The sequence below is a fragment of the Proteiniphilum saccharofermentans genome, assembly GCF_900095135.1.
Taxonomy (GTDB): Bacteria; Bacteroidota; Bacteroidia; order Bacteroidales; family Dysgonomonadaceae; genus Proteiniphilum; species Proteiniphilum saccharofermentans.
Genome location: NZ_LT605205.1, coordinates 3,134,773 through 3,155,406, shown reverse-complemented (window position 1 = coordinate 3,155,406; position 20,634 = coordinate 3,134,773). Strand labels below are relative to the sequence as shown.

Sequence of the window (20,634 nt, the reverse complement as noted above, 5' to 3'; positions counted from 1 at the left end):
ATAATAAATAATCTATGAATTACTTTTATCTTGTACCAGTCGCCTCTATTGTGGCGCTGATTTTTGCATATTACTTCTTTAAGAGAATGATGAAGGAGAGTGAGGGCACGGAGAAAATGAAAACCATTGCCCGTCACGTTCGAGAGGGTGCCATGTCGTACCTTAAACAACAGTACAAAGTGGTGACCGCAGTATTTATTGTGCTGGCTCTTCTTTTTGCTGTCATGGCTTTTTTCGGCCTACAAAACAATTGGGTGCCGTTCGCTTTTCTTACCGGTGGTTTTTTCTCGGGTCTGGCAGGGTTCTTCGGTATGAAGACGGCCACCTATGCGTCGGCCAGGACGGCCAATGCTGTACGCCGTTCGTTGAATAGCGGGCTACAGGTAGCATTCCGTTCGGGTGCCGTGATGGGGCTTGTGGTAGTAGGGCTGGCATTGCTCGATATCTCTGCATGGTACTTGATCCTGGATCACTTTGTGGAGGATGCCGATGCCGGGCATAAACTGGTTATGATTACCACCACCATGCTTACCTTTGGGATGGGGGCTTCTACACAAGCCTTGTTTGCCCGCGTAGGCGGCGGGATCTATACCAAGGCAGCCGATGTGGGTGCCGACCTGGTAGGGAAAGTAGAGGCTGGCATTCCGGAAGATGATCCGCGTAATCCGGCTACCATTGCCGATAATGTGGGAGACAATGTGGGAGACGTGGCAGGAATGGGTGCCGACCTCTATGAATCTTATTGCGGCTCTATCCTTTCCACGGCTGCATTAGGAGCATCGGCCTTTATAATGAATCCATCGATGCAGAAGAATGCCGTATTTGCCCCTATGATTATTGCCGCCATTGGTGTGTTTCTTTCCATTCTTGGGGTCTTTTTGGTAAGGACCAAAGAAAATGCTTCTGTAAAACAATTGATGGATTCTCTTAACCGGGGGGTGAATGTGAGCGCGATCCTGATCGCCGGTGCCACATTTGGTATATTGTACCTGCTGGGTTTCACGAACTGGTTGGGCTTGTCCTTCTCCGTAATCGCCGGTCTCCTTGCCGGGATTATCATCGGGCAGGGCACTGAATATTTCACATCACATTCATACAAGCCGACAAGAGGTATTGCTGCCAGTGCCCAAACCGGCCCTGCTACAGTAATCATCTCCGGAATGGGAACAGGGTTTATATCCACGGTAGTGCCGGTGGTTACCATTGTGTTGGCTATTGTGATTTCCTACCTTTCCGCCATTCGTTTCGATGTGCAGAATATGATCTCTGCAGGCAACCTGAGTATGGGATTATACGGTATCGCCATTGCTGCGGTGGGGATGCTCTCCACACTGGGAATTACCCTGGCTACCGATGCTTATGGCCCTATCGCCGATAATGCCGGTGGAAATGCGGAGATGAGCGGGCTGGAGCCGGAAGTGAGAAAGCGTACCGACGCGCTGGATGCATTGGGAAATACTACTGCCGCTACCGGCAAAGGATTTGCCATAGGATCGGCGGCACTCACCGGACTGGCGTTACTGGCATCCTATATGGAGGAGGTACGGATCGGCATGCTTCGCCTGGGTGACGATGTGCTTGAATTGGCAGACGGAGACACAGTGGAGGTGGCCAAAGCCAGTTTTGTCGATTTTATGAACTATTTCCAGGTTACATTGATGAATCCGAAAGTACTCGCGGGCATTTTCCTCGGATCGATGATGGCCTTCCTTTTCTGTGGACTCACGATGAATGCCGTGGGCAGGGCGGCACAAAAAATGGTGGAAGAGGTACGCCGCCAGTTCCGTGAAATAAAAGGGATAATGACAGGAGAAACTACGCCCGACTATGCGCGCTGTGTGGCTATCTCTACCAAGGGGGCACAGCGGGAGATGTTGTTGCCTTCGCTGTTGGCCATTATCATACCCATATTGACCGGTTTGATTTTTGGTGTAGCCGGAGTAATGGGGCTACTGGCAGGCGGTTTGGGTGCCGGTTTCGTGCTTGCCGTCTTTATGGCCAATTCAGGTGGAGCCTGGGATAATGCCAAGAAATATATCGAAGAGGGTCATTTGGGCGGAAAAGGAAGCGAAGCGCACAAGGCCACTGTGGTGGGTGATACTGTCGGTGATCCGTTTAAAGATACTTCCGGCCCCTCCCTCAATATCCTTATCAAGCTAATGAGCATGGTGGCGATCGTGATGGCCGGTTTAACAGCAGCATGGAGCCTCCTGTAGGTCGTTCCTTTTTAGGGTTTATTATTAGTTGGGATGCCTCCTGATACGGCAATATTTTGTATATTTGAAGCCTTAAATCACACTTGTATCAGGACGTATTATTAACATTCAAATATAAATCAATTATGAGCTTTCTGACGAACGACAAATTAACGATTGTAGGAGCTGCCGGCATGATCGGTTCCAATATGGTGCAAACAGCAGCCATGATGCGTTTAACGCCCAATATCTGCCTTTATGACCCGTTTGCATTGGGTCTAGAAGGAGTAGTGGAGGAGATGCGCCATTGTGGCTTCGAAGGAGTAAACTTCACTTACTCCACAGATGTGAAAGAAGCTTTCACCGGTTCCAAGTACATGATCTCTTCAGGTGGTGCACCCCGTAAGGACGGTATGACCCGTGAAGACCTGCTGAAAGGCAATGCGGAAATCGCTGCCCAACTGGGAAAAGATATCAAGGAATATTGCCCCGACCTGAAACATCTGACCATCATCTTCAACCCGGCTGATATTACCGGACTGGTAGCCCTGATCTATTCAGGATTGAAACCGTCTCAAGTAACTACATTGGCGGCGTTGGACAGCACCCGTCTGCAAAGCGAACTGGCAAAACATTTCGGCGTGGAGCAGAGCAAAGTGACCGGTGCCCGCACCTATGGCGGTCACGGCGAACAGATGGCTGTTTTCGCTTCTACTGCCAAAGTGGACGGCAAACCGCTTACTGAACTGATCGGAACTGATGCTCTCACTAATGAACAATGGGCTGAATTAAAAACACGCGTAACCAAAGGTGGTGCCAATATCATCAAACTGCGCGGCCGTTCTTCTTTCCAGAGCCCCTCTTACACTTCTGTTGAGATGATCCGTGCCACCATGGGTGGTGAATCTTTCCGTTGGCCGGCCGGATGCTATGTGAATAGTCAGGGATTCGAGCATATCATGATGGCAATGGAGACCACGCTGGATAAAAATGGTGTTTCATTCGGTGAAGTGAAAGGGACCGATGCCGAAATAGCCGAACTGAAACAGAGCTACGGACACCTGGTGAAACTGCGCGACGAAGTGATCGCCATGGGTACTATCCCTCCGGTAGATCAGTGGAGTAGCGTAAATCCGAATCTGTAAGAAAAGGAAGTATGCCCTAATATTATACAGTATAGTTAAAAAACCGGCTCTGAAAAGGGCCGGTTTTTTCATATATGGAGCATATTTTCCAATTATCTTATCATGAAGTCAAATCCATGTTAATAAACATTTCTTTAGGTTTATTTTGTAGATTTGCAAGAAGAAAATAATTTATGCCAAATGGCTCAGATTTACGATAATATTCAAACAATTAAATCTCGGATTAAAGATTGATATAATTGAATGAAAAAAACTTGCGCTAAAATAGATTTTTTAGTTGATAATACCCGTATATATAAATAAAATATCAACTTTTTAGTTGTATATATAAACATTATACTATATCTTTGTGTTACCATAATGAGAACCAGACAAGACGTTGAGAAGTTCTTGGAAGAGATCAGGACCAAAGAAGCTTGCGGTTTGATAACCTTTATGTTCCTGAACCAGCGGGAAAAGAATGCGCAAGCATTGCTTGATTTGGATATACCTCCGGATAAGCGGAAGGAAGTAATTTTACAATTGAAGGCTGAAGATTTCTACAGAATAGAAGAAGGAGTCTATCAGGAGCAATACGAAATGGTGGCTTTCGGTAAAATAGTAAAAGGTATTGAAGTGTATATAAAAATCTCCGTCACCAAAAGAAACGTAATATGTATCTCATTTCATAAAGCGGAGCATCCCATCATCTATCCTTTTAAAGATTAAAGTTGAATAACAATGTTAAGTCCGTTTACAGAGAAAGAAATGTTCGTTCGGAAGGAATGGCGTGAGATGACATTCCGGAAAGAAATCTTCAAGATTTGTTTTCATTCCTGGAAGTGTGAAGATACGGGTGAAGAGTTCGAGGATGAACATTTCGCACAATTGAATTACGATCAGGTCATCAATCAATATAGGGAGAAATATAATATTCCCTATCCCGATGAGATAAAATCCATACGGGAAAAATATGATCTGTCGGCAATAAAGATGTCGCATGTCTTGGGATTCGGAGACAACACATACCGGCAATATGAAGCGGGAGAGGTGCCTACACAAGCCAATGCCCGATTGATCCAGATGGCTGCCGACCCGAGAAAATTTCTCGATATGATTGATCTTTCTCACGCATTGGAAGGTAGTGCTATAGAAAAAGCAAGACACAATGCGGAGAGATTGATTAATAAGGCTGATAAGGAAGAAACAGTAGTCAGAAACTATCTTTTCGACGGCAAACGGCGAAGTCGGTTCACCGGATTTGGCAAACCGGATTTTGAGAAATTTGTGGAAATGATTATCTATTTCTGCACCCATCAACGACCGTGGAAAACGAAATTGAACAAGTTATTGTTTTATGCGGATTTTACCTTTTTCAAAGAATATGGTGTCTCCATAAGTGGATCGGAGTATTACGCGATTGATATGGGGCCTGTTCCGGATAATTTTAATAGTATTTTCGAACATCTGGCAAAAATGGAACTGTTGAAAGTGCATAACAAGACATTCCCGGATGGGGGAGTGGGGGAAAAGTATCTTCCTGCAAGAGAATTCAATGATAATTTGTTCCAACAGCAGGAACTGGAAATGCTGCAAAGTATTAATGACAAATTCAAAGATCTCTCTACCCAGGAAATGGTTGATTTAAGCCACGAAGAGATTGGTTGGCAACAGAATGTGGATAATCCGCATCAACCAATTGACTATTTGTATGCATTTGAGTTAAAGAATTAGCATTCCCATGGATTTGTCCTTTCTTGGAAATAAAGATTTGCTGAAATTACCTAAAACAGCCTTTTTGAGCAGCAGGAAAATTTCCCCGACTGCCGTACTGAAATGCTACGATTGGGTCACGCAGGAACGGGACAAAGGTACATGTATTATTAGCGGGTTCCATTCCCCTTTGGAGAAAGATGTCTTAACCTTTCTACTTAAAGGAAAGCAACCCATCATACTGGTTATGGGGAGGGCGCTTTACAAACAAATCCCCGATCTTTTGCAAAATCCTTTGAAAGAGAAGCGACTTCTGCTTATCTCTCCTGTTTCGCAGACGATAATGCATCAATCCCGACAAAGTTGTTTTACCCGAAACAATTATATCATTGAGATGGCAGATAAAGTTGTCTTCGGGTCTTTAGACGAAAAAGGGAGTCTATATCGCTTGTATCTTGAAGCCAAAGCCAATGGTAAGCACGTAGAGATAATAAGTTAGATACGTTGTTTAGTTCTATTTCAAAGATTTATAGTTTTAAATTTGGATTTGTGAGATATTAATCTTTATTTTATACCGGATATCCTTGGGGCTAAAATAAAGATAATGGTATGACTACATTGATAATAAAGATAGACGAAGAAACTCCAGAAGTGAAAAAGACACTGGATTATCTAAATTCGCTTGCAGGAGTTAGTATAACTGCTCATAAGAGAGAAAATACAAAAAGAGAAAGTGCTTGGGATAAGGCTATTGCTGAAGGGGCAATTACTGTCGATGAATTTGTAGGTGAAGTAAAACGGCAACTTAAGGCACATTACGATAATGCGTGACGTCATTGTATCTGATACAGTTGTAAATAAGATATCAGAACTGCGAGATTATCTTGCGATAGAATTAAAGATGTCAGAAAATGCGGCAATGAGTCGTGTTGATCGTATTGGTGATTTCTTAAAATCATTGGCTAATTTAGTAGAATATCCGTTATGCCGCTTTAAAAAATGGCGTTCTCTTGGTTATCGTTGTGCTGTATTTGAAAAAGATTGGATTTTTGCATATGAGTTGGTGAAGGAAGGGGTAATAGTACAGGATATGTCAAATACAGCACTTCTTGCTGAATAAAATATTACCTCTTCACAAAAGTTCTTACCATTCCCTTCTCCGGTGCAAGCATGGTGACCTTGAATCCCCTTTTTTGCAGTAGATTGATCAGTGGGGCCGGAGGAAAGGGGGAAATCAATTCCATACATTCGCCGGGAGACAACTTTTCAGCTTCTGTAATAACCAGGTCTTTGGGATGATCTCCGGCTGCAATGATGGGACGTACATCTAATGTAAATGTAACGGGCGTTTCGGGAATTTCCTGTGAAAAAGGAACAGACATCTCTTCCCCGTCAGGACAAAAATCGTCCCCCAATTCAGGCATTCCGGCTTCTTTCCGTAATGTGTTTACCATGTCTACTACATTGACATTACCCACTTTGGCAGCCTGCTGCAGCGAAGTTGCTTTAGCCACTGTATTTCGTAGCACCGGGTTTTTCAGTGCTGCGAAAGCGGGTGAGAACTGAAGAATGATCCCCTCTAATTCCGGATAATTCTTCAGTAGTTCAGCCACCTTTGTGTCGGGTGTGATATCTATTCTATCTCTGCTCATACGATAACAAACGTTGGTCGCCTTCCAGCTTTCGCATGGTGGTGATATCCTGTGTCACCTCCACTACACCGAGGTATTCACCTTCTTTCCCGCGGACGGCAGAATATTCGATGTAAATAAAACGTCCCTGAAAATTCGACATCCAGAAAACAGCCTTGTTCTCTTTCCCGCTTCTGAAATCGGTGAGTATCTGCTCCACTATATGTACACTGCCGGGCGGGTGGCACATCCGTACATCGCGGCCAATGATGGACCGGTTGCGTTCGAAAACGCGGTTGGGACTGTGCGAGAAGAAACGTACCTTGTCGTTCTTATCTACAAAGGTGATGTCGATAGGTAAGTGCAGGAACAGAGCCTCTAACTCGTCCAGATTAAATGCGCCTGAAGAGAGACGGATGGCATCGGCTGTCACATATTCCTGTTTTTCCACCTTCACACCGCCCGGCGCCCATTCATCCTCCGGATCGATCAGGCAATAACCAAATTCCGGCGTCTCCTGATAGATTTTGTACCATTCATCTTCAGTAAGCGTATCCATAGACATCGGCAAGAGAATCTCTTCCTCTTTCATGATCATTCCGGCAATCATCTCTACCGTGTGGTCAAGCACCAACTGTATAATCGATCTTAACTCTTCTGTACTGGAAATAGGTGATGCAAGCGCTTCATGCGAATTTTTCAGTAATTCTCGTGTCTCATCATGTTTACCCCACATCACTTTGGGCGGCCCGGTGATCAGGTGTTTTTCCAGAAACGGGAAAAGTTGATACTCCTTCCGTTTGTAATGCTTGTCGATATCGGAGAAGTTGTTGAAGATGGTACGCAGTTGAAGTACATATCCCGTCACTTGTGCATCGGTGATATCCGCAATCTTTTTCTTTATCTCTTCGTATGCCTCGAGCTGTTGGCGGATAGCGATATTCTCTTTCTTGAAAGTGTCTACCGGATGGCCTGCAGGTATTTGTTTTGCCCCTTGCTGGTCGATGCTCCCGTCGAGTACCGCCGTATGCAGGTCGCAGAATTCAAGTATCTCCTGTTCGGTAAGTGCATTGCTGTTGATCAGTTCCTGCTCTACCTCCACTACTTCGTGGTAGGGAATGCTTTTCAGCACTTCAATCAGCCGTTGGCGCAATATTTCGGGATTGTCCCCTTCGTGCAGCCTGAGAAGGAGATGACGCAGCATCTCTTTGCGCTGCGTTGAGTTATTGATGAATTCGCTCATATATAAAGTTTATTTTACCGGTCAGTTTCTACCCTTTTATTCTTCTCCGCGGATCATAGTCAGCAACATCTTGAAGCGCTCAACGGCTGTCAGAGCATGGGGTATATTAGCCGGCATGATGATGCAATCTCCTTTTTTCAGAAGATGCGGTACACCGCCAATCCGTATTTCAGCTTCTCCGTCCAGTATCTGTACAAAAGCGTCGTAGTTTGCGGTATGTTCGGTCAGCCCCTGGTCTTTATCGAAAGAGAAGAGAGTGATATTCCCTACTTTGTTTTTGGTGACTTGTTTGCTGACTACCCCGCCGGAAGCGTAATCTATCGATTCTTCGAGGGCGATGACTTTTGATTTTTCGTATGTTGCCATAATCTCTGTTTTTATTTGTTATTTGTGGGGGACATTTTCATCCTGTTGTATTTACTGGAAAGATCCCGTCTATACTTTTTGATTTGATAAAAATATCTCATGTTGCTTACAAAAATACTATTTAGAACCAGTATAAATTGTAACCGAAGTTACATAAATTGCTGTTTAGGTTATTTTAATATAATTTAGGAGCCTATCAACTTTCTCCTAATTATTGCCAGTTAATAGTGTGCTTTTCTCTCAAAATATCGTAACAAAAACACACTTTTCTCTATTGTCCTGTAAAGGATTTAGTTTATATTTTGGAAATGAAAGCACAAAAAGTGTTTTGGTAACCCACTATTTTGTGTACATTTGCACACGATATGCATGCAAATCACACCGCATTATGAACGTTTCTGCTCCCGATCATACCAGCTTATTCACAAGATTCAAGAAAGGGGATGATCATGCATTTTCCTTTTTTTATCAAATTTATATAAATGATTTGTACGCTTACGGAATAAGCCTGGGAGGGGAAAAAGAAGTTGTAAAGGATACCATTCAGGATATATTCCTGAAAATATATTTCGAAGAAAAAGATTTTTCTTCTATCGATCACTTGAAGTATTTTTTACTGAAATCTCTTAAAAACAGGCTTTATAACATCTATAAATCTAAAGCTGTTTCGACCACTACCGATATTTCTGAAGATGTTCTCAGCTTTTCCATCACGACAACCGTATTAGATAGGATTATCGATGAAGAAGACCGCGTTATTATTAAACAGCAGATAGATGACCTCCTTTCAAAACTTACTTCCCGCCAAAAGGAAGCTATATATCTCCGTTTTATGCAGGAACTGGAATATGAGGAAATTGCCGAAATAATGGATATAACACAACATGCCGCACGGAAGCTGATTTCCCGTTCCCTGAAACGGTTGAGGGACGACGAACAACTACTATTGATCTGTTTATTTATGCTGATCTTTTCTTAATTTTCATTTTTTTTTGAGAAAATGGGTATAAAAAATTATTCCGTTTGTATATATAGAAACGAGCATGATAACTGTTCTCACACAAGAGCATGATTAAAAGCGAGTTCCATACACCGACAAGAAAAAAATAAAATAATCGTATGAAAACAGACGGGATAAATGCAGGCAGATAAATATAAAAACTATACCGCAACAGATTTCCTTAAAGACAAGGATTTTATCAGGTGGCAGCTCTTCAACGGTGAAGAAGACATGCTGTTTTGGAACGATGTTGTTGAAAAGTATCCGTTTCTGACATTGCCGATAGAAGAGGCTGTTATCCTGTATAAGGACAATATCAGGTTCAATGATTTCAGCATGTCCCGTCCGGAAATATCAGAGTGCATAATTTCACTGCAAAACCAAATCTGTTATAAAAAGAAAAGAAGAACCTCAAAGCGTATTGTTTTGAGTATATCCGCCATAGCCGCGAGTGTTGCTATCATCATATCCCTGCCGCTTCTCTTCGACAAAGGCAATAATGTGCAGGATATTTCAACCTTTGCCCGGACATTACCCGACAATAGCGATTTCTATTCGTCCGACACTAAATTGATCCTGTCGGAAAACAACACTGTCGTTTTAAACAATAAGGAATCTTCCATCCAATACGAAGAAGATGGGATAAAAGCTGATGACAATCTTATTCTAAAGGAAGAGTCGGCTCCTTATAACCAGTTGATCACACCTTATGGGAAACGTTCCGTCATAACTTTCTCCGACGGGACAAAAGCATGGGTGAATGCGGGCAGCAGGCTTGTATATCCTGCCGAATTCAACAAAGGAAAAAGGGAGATCTATGTGGATGGGGAAATCTATGTAGAGGTTTGTGAAGATAAGAAACGCCCGTTTGTGATAAAAACGAGTCAGATGGATATCGAGGTATTGGGTACGAAGTTTAACGTGTCGGCATATGAAGCCGATAAAACAAATAGTGTTGTCCTGTTATCCGGGTCGGTAAGTATTTCTTCCAACTCGCGAAACAAGAATATCATCCTGAAACCGGATCAAATGTATTCCGATATCAAAGGCTCCCATACCGTTGAAAACGTGGATGCCAGCATCTATATTTTATGGACACAAGGATTATATCAGTTCGAAAGTGAGAAATTGGCAAATATCGTCACCCGCCTTGAGCGGTATTACGGCATACGGATCGAATGCGATGCCGCCATAACAGAACTGAAATGCTCCGGGAAACTCGACCTGAAAGACGACATGAACAAATTGCTGGATGAATTATCCCGTGCATTACCCATCACATATAGGAAAAATAATGACGGAAGTTATACGATAAATACAATATCCTGAATTTTAAACAACTAAATTAAAAGATGCCTATGACGAAAATCTGACTCTTAAAAAAGCAACCGGATGATAGGTTCAGTATCATCCGGCCAGAACTTAAATGTAAAACCAGTTAAAGTTTCAAATTTAAATCATTACAAATGTATGACAAAAAACAAACACCTTGGCTTAAAAAAAGCTAATATTAGACGAACATGTCGAATTATGAGAGTATTTTTTTTATTCTTGACACTAGGTATTAGCGTCTGCTTTTCCAATAACAGTTATTCCCAGTCGACAAAGATATCCCTTAATCTGAAAAATAAGACGGTCAAACAGGTCTTGTCCGAAATAGAAAGGAACAGTGAATTTATTTTCTTTTATCAGGACGATATTCTCGATGTGAACAAGAGAGTTACGGTAAATACCGATAACGGGACAATTGAGCAAATCCTAAAAGACGTTCTCAGTGCTACCGATAATACTTATTTTATTTCTGACCGTTCAATTTACATTATAAAAAAGACTTTGGATAATATTGTGCATGAAGAAGATATTGTACAACAACAAAAAAAGACAATTACCGGTACCATTATCGATAAAGACGGAGAATCCATTATCGGTGCCAATATTGTGGAAAAAGGGACTACAAATGGGACGGTGACGGATGTGAATGGAAAGTTTTCCCTGAATGTGGAAGACGACGCCATACTCCATATTTCGTATATCGGTTATTTGGCACAGGATATCAATATAGCAGGTCAAACCTATTTAAAAATTATTTTACAGGAAGATACACAAGCATTGGATGAACTGGTTGTGATTGGTTATGGTACAATGAGGAAGAGTGATTTGACTGGCTCTGTAGTTAGAGCAGACTTTGAAAAATTCCGAGATCAACCTAATATTTCTATTTTACAGTCATTGCATGGTTCGGTAGCAGGCTTGAATGTAAGTCAAATTACGCAAGCAGGTTCCAACCCAAGTTTCTCAATTCGTGGAAGGACATCGATTTCTGGCGAACAACAGCCATTAATAATATTAGATGGGGTGATTTTCCGTGGTAATTTAATTGATTTGAATCCTGATGATATAGATCAAATAGATATACTTAAAGATAATAGTGCTGCTGCAGTTTATGGTTCACAGGCAGCTAATGGAGTAATAATTATTACTTCAAAATCGGGTGAAGGAAAGAATATGAAACCTCTAATAAATTATTCAGCTAGTTATTCCTTGCAATCACCTACAGTTGAGTTTATTCCCGGTAATGGAGCAGATTTTATTAAAAAAAATACACAAATCGAATGGAAACAAAGTAGAACTCCCGAATCCGGATATCTTGAGCCTAGGCCCGATTACAATGTTTCTGCTACGTTTAAGACAAATGAACAACTTGAAAATTATTTGAATGGAAGAGAAACTGACTGGTATAATCTTTTAACAAACGACCATATTTATGTAAATAGTCACAATCTCAGTTTATCAAATAGAACAGAATACCTAAATTATTTTATTTCGCTTGGATATACTGATCAACAGGGGTATATGATTAATGAAAAATATAAAAGATACAACGCACGTATTAATGTTGACAATAAATTAACAGATTGGCTTACTATTGGAGTCCAGACCTTTGGGTCAATCAGTGACAATTCAGGCATGGTACCTTCAACATCTGATAGATATCTTATGCCATTTGAGGCTGCATATGCTGAAGATGGCAGCCTTAATCCTCTCATTGAGGGTAGAAGTGTTTCGCCTCTGGTTGAAGCAGAAGCGGATAACCTGGATAAAAGGTATAACATTTTTGGTAATTTATATGCTACAATCGATTTTCCTTTTCTAAAGGGTTTATCTTATAAGTTTAATTTTTCTAATAATCTAAGAACAACCCGGAATTATTACTTTCAGCCCTATAGTAATAATTTTCAGGGAAGAGGACAGAAATCATACAGCTATTTACATGATATGTCATCAGACAATATACTCTCGTTTAAACGTAGATTTAATAGAATACATAATCTTGATGTAACGCTACTGTATGGATTTGAAAAAAGGAAAAATGATTATACTGACGCCAGATCATCAGTTTTTATCAATGATATTTTAGGTTATAATAGCCTCCAATCAGGAAGTTCAGATTTACAGGAAACTATTTCAGGGGCTTGGGAAGAACAAAGTCTTTACAGTATGGCTCGACTTTTTTATAGTCTATACGATAAATATATGATGACAGCAACTGTTAGACGTGATGGATTTTCTGGATTCAGTGAGAATAATAAATTTGGAGTTTTTCCCTCATTAGCATTAGGCTGGGTTGCCTCGGAAGAAACTTTCTTTGAAAACTTCCTTGGTGTAATGAACTATTTGAAGATCAGAGGGTCATACGGCTCTATTGGGAATCGTACGGTTGGTCGGTACCAAACATTAGCAAAAGTTGATGGTGGTTTCAGATATGTTAACTCTTCAGGCACACCTGTTTATGCAAAATCAATCAGTGATCTTGCAAGTCCAAATTTAAAATGGGAGACAACAACAGGATTAAACTTAGGTGTTGATTTCGGTTTTTTTGATTCAAGAATTTCCGGACAAATCGAGTATTACAATAATAATACAAGAGATCTCCTTTATAGTGTAGATATTCCAAGTATCGGTAGATTCTCAAAATTTCCTGATAATCTTGGAAAGATACATAATCATGGCATTGAAATAACTTTATCAACAATCAACATTAAAGAGACTGATTTTAGTTGGACTAGCGATTTTACCTTTTCACGAAATAGGGATGAGTTAAAAGAGTTGTTGGGATTTGACAATGATGGTGATGGTAAAGAAGATGATCTTATTTCAGAAGGTCTTTTTATTGGTCATCCGCTCAGTACTATTTACCATTATCAGGTAACGGGTAAACTATACCAAATTGGGGATGACATACCTGCTACAGCGGATATCGGTTCCCAGGAAATAGTCGATCAAAATAATGACGGTAAAATAGATCCCGAAAATGATAAAATAATATTGGGATATGGTGAACCCTCTTATAGATTTAGTATTTCAAATCAATTTACATACAAAAATTGGTCTCTTAGTGTTTTTATAAATTCAGTTCAAGGTGGAAAAGATTATTATTATGCAATGGATAACATACATTATCAAACGTTGGGGACTGGTTTCTCAAATAGCGAGGATGTATATGGTCAACATTATCAATTGAATTTTCCTACTGGGTTAGATTATTGGCTACCGGAAAACCCAAATGCAAGATATCCTAGAGTTGGGACGGCTATTTCAAGTAATTTATTAGCAACATCTTTTGTACAAAGAAATTTTGTCAGGTTACAAGATGTATCATTGAGCTATAAGGTGGAAAAAAAATATCTTAATAAGTTTAATCTTGAAAACTTGAGATTTTTTATCAGTGGGAAAAACTTATATACATGGACAAAATGGCCGGGATGGGATCCTGAAACCGGTTCTGGAATAAGTAGGAATGGCCGTCCTGTATTAAAAAGTTATACATTTGGTTTAAACCTGGAATTTTAAAAATTGATGGAAATGAAAAAAAATAAAAATAAGTCACTTAACAAGAAAAACTCAATACTGTTAAGTTTTTTCAGCTTTATTCTAGTAATATTTTTAGCTTTATCCTGTAATGAAAATGAATTTTTGAAAGAAATTCCTATCGATTTTTATTCACCAGAGAATTCTTTTGTTACAGCTGGAGATTTTGAAGCAGCCATTTATAGTTTGCATTCCTCTTTGAGAGATCAATTATGGGGGCAGAGTTCACAATCAAGATTTCCAAGAATCGGGTGGTATGGAACAGATTTGGTTGAGAGTAGATATGATACTGATGGGAGTCACAATTATAGTGTTTTGTGGGGCCCACATGGATTGACATTTGATATATGGGAGTTAAGTTACCGATTGATTTTTGATGCTAATGTTATATTAGAACGTTCGGAGAGTGATATTAGCCAATTAACACCTGAAGAAAAAGTTTATTTTCAGGCAGAAGCTCGATTTTTTAGAGCTTATGCATACAATATATTAGCAAACCTATATGGTGGCGTACCTATCGTACTTGAAGAGATTAAATCACCAAGGAGGGATTTTGTTAGAGCAAGCCGACAAGAGACGTATGAACAATGCGCTAGTGATCTGGAATTTGCAGTTGCCAATCTTAATGATATTGATAAAGTTGACGAATCACGAATTAATAAATTAGCTGCGAGCCACGTATTAACTGAAGTATATATATCATTAGGCAGGTGGCAAGATGCTATTAACGAGGCATCTAAAGTTATTAATCATCCTGGCACTAAACTTATGACAGAACGATTTGGATCTAGTACAGAGTATCTGTTTAATGATCCTAACTTCTATGAGGGAGATGTATATTGGGATTTATTCAGACAGGGTAATCAGGATAGATCAGCTGGTAATACTGAATCTATTTGGGTTCTTCAATATGAGTATAATGTAGCGGGTGGAGGTGATCAGAATTATGAGTTAGAACGCTTTGTAGGTCCTGATCTTACCAAAGCACATATATTTCAAAGTGATGGGGGAACATCCCCAGTTCTTGCAAAACCTAATACTTATTATAATGGGCGAGGACAAGGTTTTAATAAGCCAAGTCCATATTTTCTTACTACTTTGTGGGAAAAAAGTGGTTATGATGTAGATATTAGAAACTCAAAAGGGAATATTATCCGGGATGTAAAAGTAAATAATCCAGGAAACGAATATGATGGTAAATGGGTCATTGCAGATAACTTACCTTTAAAGATATCCCATAATGATGATACGACACGGCATTTTTATCCAATTATTGGAAAGGTAATAACACCGGGGAAACATCCTGATCCATATTGGGATCCTGACCAGACAATACCAGGCTCTCTTCTTGGCTCTGCTCAACACACATGGAGAAAACATTATATGATTCGGTTGGCGGAGACATATTTATTGAGAGCTGAAGCTTATTTAGGTAATAACGATCTGGAGAATGCAGCCAAGGACATTAACGTTGTACGAAATAGGTCGAATGCTCCAAGCATTACACCTAATGAAGTTGATATTGACTATATTTTAGATGAAAGACTCAGAGAACTTTATTTTGAAACTCTTAGAATCATTACACTTGCTAGATTAAATAAAGTCGTTGATAGAGCTAAAAAGCTAAATCCAATTGTTGGATCAACTATTCAGTCTCATCAAAATTTGTGGGCAATCCCATTTAGTGAAATCAATAAAAATGTTGAAGCTGTGCTTGAACAGAATCCAGGTTATTAATATCGGAATTTGAGAAAGAAGATATTTTCCGGAACCAGTGTCTTCGGGCGCTGGTTTTTAAATCTTTCATAACTTGAATCATTCTAGTGGTAAGCCTAAATAGAACAAAGATTTATCTAAAAAACACCTAAATTTAGATCAAATAGAAGACAACGAGAGAATTATATAACAAAAAGATTCTTTCATATTATTCTTTTTTAATTGATTATAAAATCTCTAATTACAATAGTTTACAATTTACTTATTATGTTCAAATATATAATTTCCCTCCTTTTTTTTATTTTATTTTCTTGTTCTCCAAAAGAGAACAGTCCAAGACCTCTTAGTGTTAATGAAACTGTCAAGGGATGGATTATTCTATCCGATGATGTTCATGAGGACTCTTTGGTAATTGAAAAATCTCTCAACTATAGTATTAATCATTTACAGATATCACATCATCTTATTCATGATTTAAAACATGTTCGAGATCCTAAAAGGTTAGAAAAGGCTGATATACTAACAAAATATGCTCATTCAAAAGGGATTCAGGAAGTTGTTTTATGGGATAGATCCCTATATGAATTGGATTATTATCCTGATCAGTTTAAAACAGGTCCTAAAGGTACAATTAATTTAGACGATGACGCTTTTTGGGAATGGTTTAAAGATGACTACCGTGAAATGCTCAATTTAGCTCCCAATATACAAGGTCTAGTTCTTACATTTATAGAAACTGGAGCAAGAGTTGAAGATCAGTATTCTGAGAAATTAAAAAGTAATCAAGAAAAATTAGCTGCGGTGGTAAATGCTATTGCTTCAGTAGTAATTGAAGAACGAGGGTTAAACCTATATGCACGAACATTCTCTTATACCTATAAGGAGTATGAAAATATTATCGGCGCAATTGAATTGTTTGAATACCCTGAAATCAGATTAATGATGAAAGAAACACCTCATGATTTCTTTCTTACCCATCCAAACGATTTTCTCGCCGGTACTATTAATAGACCAACAATTATAGAATTTGATACGGGGGCAGAATTTAACGGTCAAGGTATAATTGCAAACACTTGGCCCGAGCATATTTTAGATCGTTGGAGTGATTTTTTAAACCGTGATCATATTATAGGCTATACAGCTCGTACTGATAGATATGGGGATACTAGAATAGTAGGGCGCCCTTCTGAAATCAACCTTTATGCATTAAAGAGATATTTAGAAGATCGAAGTTTAACTTCCGACGATATTTATGATGAATTCATAACGTTAACGTATAACGAAGAAGCTCTTCCTTTTATTAAAAATGCATTCAAAAATTCTTTTGATATTATTACATCAATCTTGTACACACTTGGGACAAGCACCGCAAATCACTCAAGCCTAAATTACGACCCTTATCCATCACATTGGGCACGTCATGTTTCCGGAAAATGGCTCGATCCACCTGTAGTTTATGTAGAACATGAAGTTGATCGTGGGTTTCATTATTGGAGAGATATAATAAATATATTAGCTCCAGATTGGGCTAAAGCTGGAGGAACTCAACTGTATGAAATTCCATGGGTAATAGATAATGAATGGTTGACCCGCGGAGAAAAAATGAATGAGGAGTTCCTGTCATATGTAATGACCGAGAAAGAGTATGGTGTATCTTTAGCAGAAGCTTCTTTATTTGAAATCACTAAAGCAAAACCATATCTATCAGAAGATCAATATACGGAACTATTTGATTACTTTAATCGAACGTTAATAACTGCCCGTTTACATAAAGCTGTTAGCACTTTATATTTTGGGTATAGAATATATGCCAAGGGACTATCTTATCAAAATCCTAAACTGATAGAAATAATAGGTAATGCTTTGGATGACTGCAAAGAAATTTCGGGAATAATTAAAAATTATAATAGAAAAGTTCCAATTGGCCAATGGAATTGGAAAGAAGATGCAAATATGGCTCTTCAGTATTGTGATTGGATCGAGAATGGTACTTGGCCAAATAAGACTAGAGGATATTCAACAAATTTAAATGGAATTGCATTTACAAGAGAGTAATAAATGAGTCACTGAAATAAAATACTTATTAAATGTATTATAATTTCTACAATCAATATGACTGTGAAAATTGATTTTAAACATGATAAAACTAATTTTTATTCATAAAGTGATAATACAAGGAAACCTTACAGATGAACAGATATAAGAAAGTCTGGGAAATTTAATAGTGATAGATAGAGAACTAATAACTAAAATAAATACATACGAACATGAAAGAAAATAATCCAACCATGTCGAGACGGAACTTTTTAACGGTATCAGGAGCTATAGCAGGAACAACCATTATAGATCCCAAATCAAAAATCTTTGCGAACAGCGCAATTGATATGAGAGAGAATACCAGAAAAACAAGAATAGCCTTGGTGGGAACCGGTGTTAGAGGGATAGGCATGTGGGGAAACAGTGTTGTCAGAGACTATGGAGACTATATCGAATTCGTGGGGCTCTGTGACAAGAATCCCGGGAGGCTCGAGACCGGCAGGCAGATGATCGGGGTTGACTGCCCCACATTCGCCGATTTCGAGCAGATGATGCGTCAGGCCAAACCTCAGGTACTTATAGTCACTACCGACGATGACACACATGACTATTTCATCGAAAAGGGGATGGAAATGGGGGCGGACATTATTTGTGAAAAACCGATGGCCATTGATGAGAAAAAAATCCAAAGAATAATAGATGCTGAAAAGAGAACGGGCAGGAAATGTAGGGTCACCTTCAACTACCGTTACTCGCCACACCGTGCGAAAATATGGGAGATCCTCCGTTCGGGTGAAATAGGAAAGCTGACATCAGTCGACTTCCACTGGTACCTCGACACTTCCCACGGGGCGGACTATTTCAGGAGGTGGCACAGGCTGGAGGAAAAGGGAGGTTCACTCTGGGTACACAAGGCCAGCCATCATTTTGACCTGCTTAACTGGTGGATCGGCAGTGACCCTGAAAGCGTATACGCACTGGGCAGCCTGGAGTTCTACGGGAAAAACGGCCCGTTCAGGGCGGACAACTGCAGGAATTGTCCCCATACAAAAGAATGCAATTTCTATTGGGATATAACAAGGAATGAAAGGCTCAAACAGTTATATGTCGATAACGAAAAATATGATGGATACTATCGGGACGGTTGCGTGTTCAGGAACGATATCAACATTTATGACAAGATGGCTGCAACCATAAAATATATGAACGGCGTACAGGTGTCCTACTCCCTGACCACCTATTCACCCTACGAGGGGTACCGGATCGCGTTCAACGGAACTGGAGGACGGATGGATGCCTGGATCCAGGAGTCAAAACCCACATCGGATGCAAATTATGACGAGATAGTGGTTTTCAGGAACTTTGGGAAGAGGGAATATATCCAGATACCCCAGGGATCGGGGCACGGGGGTGGCGACAAACTTCTCAAGGATCAGATATTCATCCCCAATACGAAAGATCCTCTCAGGCAAGCAGCCGAAGTGAGGGACGGGGCATTGTCATGCCTGGTGGGAATTGCCGCAAGAAAAAGCATAGCCTCAAAAGAACCCGTCATGATAAAAAGCCTTTCATCATTGATCCCTCAAGAAAATAAATTATGATATATTAGTATGAAACTCTTTAATTATGTAATTCTAAAAAACAAACTTATGTTGGATTTACACAAATGCATAGCTAAAAGATATTGCCACTTTCTTATTTTATTGTTGGTTTTTCTAATTATTCCAGTATTTGCATTTTCTAAAGAAAGAAATGATACATTAAAATTTGTACATCTTACTGATGTACATCTTATTTTAAATCCTATAAGTTATGACTCAAGCTTTGTCCAAAGACGATTTGGGAAATCTTTCCCAAATGCGCAGCCATTTGTGAAGTTTTTGAATAGCCATCCGATGGCAAAAAAAACCGATTTTGTAGTTGTAACAGGGGATATGATAGATTTTTATGAGGCGGAATCAACCGAAGGAGGATTAATGGGGAATCAAATAGAATTGTTTCACAAAATTATGAATTATGAGACAAATTCTGTCGTTTACTTAGTATTAGGAAATCATGACATAGCCAGCTATCCCAAAAATAGGTATCATCAGAATCATGCAAATATTGCAAAATTAACATGGGTAAAGAATTTACCTGTTTTTCACCAAGGTACTTATTACAGTAGAATATATAACGTAGGAAGTACAGTATACCGCTTGATCTTTCTAGATAATGCTTATCTTTCAGTTAGGACACACAAGGAACAAGCTGCTTTCATTATTGATCGCCCTCAATTGGACTGGTTACAGGCACAATTAGATGAATCGTCTGATGATAAAGAAATTATTTTTATGCACATACCATTGCCAACTTCTGATAATCAAGATGAAAAAAAAGGGAATCCTTCTTTAAGCTATGACGATTATGTAAATAAAACTAATACTCAAGATTTTCTTGATGTATTAAAAGAAACGAATAATGCTTCCGTTCAATTAATTGTAGCTGGACACATACATAGAAACGACTTGTTTGATTTTAATTTCTCAGAAGATTTCAGCTTCAAACAAATAATAACCGGTGCTTTTAGAGACAATATTGATAACTGGCGCTTATTCCAACTTACTGAATCAGATATTATGATTTCGATCCCTGATTCTACAGGTCAAACAACAAAAATATCCCTAAAATGACTAAACTTTTTTTTGATAATACTGTACTTATGATCTTCCTTTTAAGAAACAGGCTTACTAAATGATGA

17 protein-coding genes are annotated in these 20,634 nt (G+C 39.4%); 14 read left to right on the top strand and 3 right to left on the bottom strand.

What is annotated here, in order from left to right; all coding sequences use genetic code 11:
- The first annotated feature begins 14 nt into the window (after positions 1–14).
- The 7 genes from PSM36_RS12350 to PSM36_RS12320 all read left to right on the top strand — a co-directional run bounded on the left by PSM36_RS12350 (position 15) and on the right by PSM36_RS12320 (position 6,152).
- A complete protein-coding gene (locus PSM36_RS12350; RefSeq protein WP_076931153.1) occupies positions 15–2,216 on the top strand; it encodes a sodium-translocating pyrophosphatase in 2,202 nt (733 codons plus the stop codon).
- A 125-nt stretch (positions 2,217–2,341) separates the two neighbouring features.
- A complete protein-coding gene (locus PSM36_RS12345; RefSeq protein ID WP_076931152.1) occupies positions 2,342–3,340 on the top strand; it encodes a malate dehydrogenase in 999 nt (332 codons plus the stop codon).
- Positions 3,341–3,700: 360 nt separating this feature from the next.
- Positions 3,701–4,048 (top strand): type II toxin-antitoxin system MqsR family toxin, encoded by a 348-nt coding sequence (locus PSM36_RS12340; RefSeq protein WP_076931151.1) that lies wholly within the window; start codon positions 3,701–3,703, stop codon positions 4,046–4,048.
- A gap of 12 nt (positions 4,049–4,060) precedes the next feature.
- Positions 4,061–5,053: a type II toxin-antitoxin system antitoxin SocA domain-containing protein gene (locus PSM36_RS12335; RefSeq protein WP_076931150.1), complete on the top strand. Its 993-nt coding sequence runs from the start codon at positions 4,061–4,063 to the stop codon at positions 5,051–5,053.
- 37 nt (positions 5,054–5,090) lie between these two features.
- Complete coding sequence (locus PSM36_RS12330) at positions 5,091–5,531, top strand: hypothetical protein (protein WP_232001441.1); 441 nt, start codon at positions 5,091–5,093, stop codon at positions 5,529–5,531.
- A gap of 110 nt (positions 5,532–5,641) precedes the next feature.
- Positions 5,642–5,863: a hypothetical protein gene (locus PSM36_RS12325; RefSeq protein WP_076931148.1), complete on the top strand. Its 222-nt coding sequence runs from the start codon at positions 5,642–5,644 to the stop codon at positions 5,861–5,863.
- Positions 5,856–6,152, top strand: a complete 297-nt coding sequence (locus PSM36_RS12320) for a hypothetical protein (RefSeq protein WP_076931147.1) — start codon at positions 5,856–5,858, stop codon at positions 6,150–6,152. Before PSM36_RS12325 ends, PSM36_RS12320 begins: the two co-directional genes overlap by 8 nt.
- A 4-nt stretch (positions 6,153–6,156) precedes the next feature.
- Here PSM36_RS12320 and PSM36_RS12315 read toward each other — a convergent pair whose 3' ends face one another.
- Genes PSM36_RS12315 through PSM36_RS12305 form a run of 3 tightly spaced genes read right to left on the bottom strand, consistent with a single transcriptional unit; the run spans position 6,157 to position 8,272 of the window.
- A complete protein-coding gene (locus PSM36_RS12315) occupies positions 6,157–6,684 on the bottom strand; it encodes a DUF1858 domain-containing protein (protein WP_083711042.1) in 528 nt (175 codons plus the stop codon).
- On the bottom strand, positions 6,671–7,906 hold the full coding sequence (locus PSM36_RS12310; protein ID WP_076931146.1) for a DUF438 domain-containing protein: 1,236 nt from the start codon (positions 7,904–7,906) through the stop codon (positions 6,671–6,673). Before PSM36_RS12310 ends, PSM36_RS12315 begins: the two co-directional genes overlap by 14 nt.
- 36 nt (positions 7,907–7,942) lie before the next feature.
- Entirely contained in the window at positions 7,943–8,272 is a 330-nt protein-coding gene (locus PSM36_RS12305; protein WP_019537948.1) for a cupin domain-containing protein, read from the bottom strand.
- Positions 8,273–8,660: 388 nt separating this feature from the next.
- Here PSM36_RS12305 and PSM36_RS12300 point away from each other — a divergent pair, with 388 nt between their 5' ends.
- The 7 genes from PSM36_RS12300 (at position 8,661) to PSM36_RS12270 (ending at position 20,566) form a co-directional block, all read left to right on the top strand.
- Positions 8,661–9,251: an RNA polymerase sigma factor gene (locus PSM36_RS12300; protein ID WP_076932237.1), complete on the top strand. Its 591-nt coding sequence runs from the start codon at positions 8,661–8,663 to the stop codon at positions 9,249–9,251.
- A gap of 159 nt (positions 9,252–9,410) precedes the next feature.
- On the top strand, positions 9,411–10,601 hold the full coding sequence (locus PSM36_RS12295; protein ID WP_076931145.1) for a FecR family protein: 1,191 nt from the start codon (positions 9,411–9,413) through the stop codon (positions 10,599–10,601).
- Positions 10,602–10,742: 141 nt separating this feature from the next.
- Positions 10,743–14,123, top strand: coding sequence for a TonB-dependent receptor (locus tag PSM36_RS12290; protein WP_161947575.1), 3,381 nt, complete (start codon positions 10,743–10,745; stop codon positions 14,121–14,123).
- 12 nt (positions 14,124–14,135) lie between these two features.
- Positions 14,136–15,878 carry a RagB/SusD family nutrient uptake outer membrane protein gene (locus PSM36_RS12285; protein ID WP_161947574.1) on the top strand — a complete coding sequence of 581 codons (1,743 nt, stop codon included), beginning with the start codon at positions 14,136–14,138 and terminating at the stop codon, positions 15,876–15,878.
- A 246-nt stretch (positions 15,879–16,124) separates the two neighbouring features.
- Complete coding sequence (locus PSM36_RS12280; RefSeq protein WP_179947212.1) at positions 16,125–17,912, top strand: hypothetical protein; 1,788 nt, start codon at positions 16,125–16,127, stop codon at positions 17,910–17,912.
- Positions 17,913–18,124: 212 nt separating this feature from the next.
- Positions 18,125–19,495 (top strand): Gfo/Idh/MocA family protein, encoded by a 1,371-nt coding sequence (locus tag PSM36_RS12275; protein WP_076931143.1) that lies wholly within the window; start codon positions 18,125–18,127, stop codon positions 19,493–19,495.
- Between the two features lie 48 nt (positions 19,496–19,543).
- The gene (locus PSM36_RS12270) at positions 19,544–20,566 is read left to right on the top strand and encodes a metallophosphoesterase family protein (RefSeq protein ID WP_161947573.1); all 1,023 of its coding nucleotides are present in this window, start codon (positions 19,544–19,546) and stop codon (positions 20,564–20,566) included.
- Positions 20,567–20,634: the final 68 nt, after the last annotated feature.

Bases quoted from the DNA above. Each gene is read 5' to 3' on its own strand.
- PSM36_RS12350 (WP_076931153.1), top strand. From the start codon at position 15: ATGAATTACTTTTATCTTGTACCAGTCGCCTCTATTGTGGCGCTGATT.
- PSM36_RS12345 (WP_076931152.1), top strand. From the start codon at position 2,342: ATGAGCTTTCTGACGAACGACAAATTAACGATTGTAGGAGCTGCCGGC.
- PSM36_RS12340 (WP_076931151.1), top strand. From the start codon at position 3,701: ATGAGAACCAGACAAGACGTTGAGAAGTTCTTGGAAGAGATCAGGACC.
- PSM36_RS12335 (WP_076931150.1), top strand. From the start codon at position 4,061: ATGTTAAGTCCGTTTACAGAGAAAGAAATGTTCGTTCGGAAGGAATGG.
- PSM36_RS12325 (WP_076931148.1), top strand. From the start codon at position 5,642: ATGACTACATTGATAATAAAGATAGACGAAGAAACTCCAGAAGTGAAA.
- PSM36_RS12320 (WP_076931147.1), top strand. From the start codon at position 5,856: ATGCGTGACGTCATTGTATCTGATACAGTTGTAAATAAGATATCAGAA.
- PSM36_RS12315 (WP_083711042.1), bottom strand. From the start codon at position 6,684: ATGAGCAGAGATAGAATAGATATCACACCCGACACAAAGGTGGCTGAA.
- PSM36_RS12310 (WP_076931146.1), bottom strand. From the start codon at position 7,906: ATGAGCGAATTCATCAATAACTCAACGCAGCGCAAAGAGATGCTGCGT.
- PSM36_RS12305 (WP_019537948.1), bottom strand. From the start codon at position 8,272: ATGGCAACATACGAAAAATCAAAAGTCATCGCCCTCGAAGAATCGATA.
- PSM36_RS12300 (WP_076932237.1), top strand. From the start codon at position 8,661: ATGAACGTTTCTGCTCCCGATCATACCAGCTTATTCACAAGATTCAAG.
- PSM36_RS12295 (WP_076931145.1), top strand. From the start codon at position 9,411: ATGCAGGCAGATAAATATAAAAACTATACCGCAACAGATTTCCTTAAA.
- PSM36_RS12290 (WP_161947575.1), top strand. From the start codon at position 10,743: ATGACAAAAAACAAACACCTTGGCTTAAAAAAAGCTAATATTAGACGA.
- PSM36_RS12285 (WP_161947574.1), top strand. From the start codon at position 14,136: ATGAAAAAAAATAAAAATAAGTCACTTAACAAGAAAAACTCAATACTG.
- PSM36_RS12280 (WP_179947212.1), top strand. From the start codon at position 16,125: ATGTTCAAATATATAATTTCCCTCCTTTTTTTTATTTTATTTTCTTGT.
- PSM36_RS12275 (WP_076931143.1), top strand. From the start codon at position 18,125: ATGAAAGAAAATAATCCAACCATGTCGAGACGGAACTTTTTAACGGTA.
- PSM36_RS12270 (WP_161947573.1), top strand. From the start codon at position 19,544: ATGTTGGATTTACACAAATGCATAGCTAAAAGATATTGCCACTTTCTT.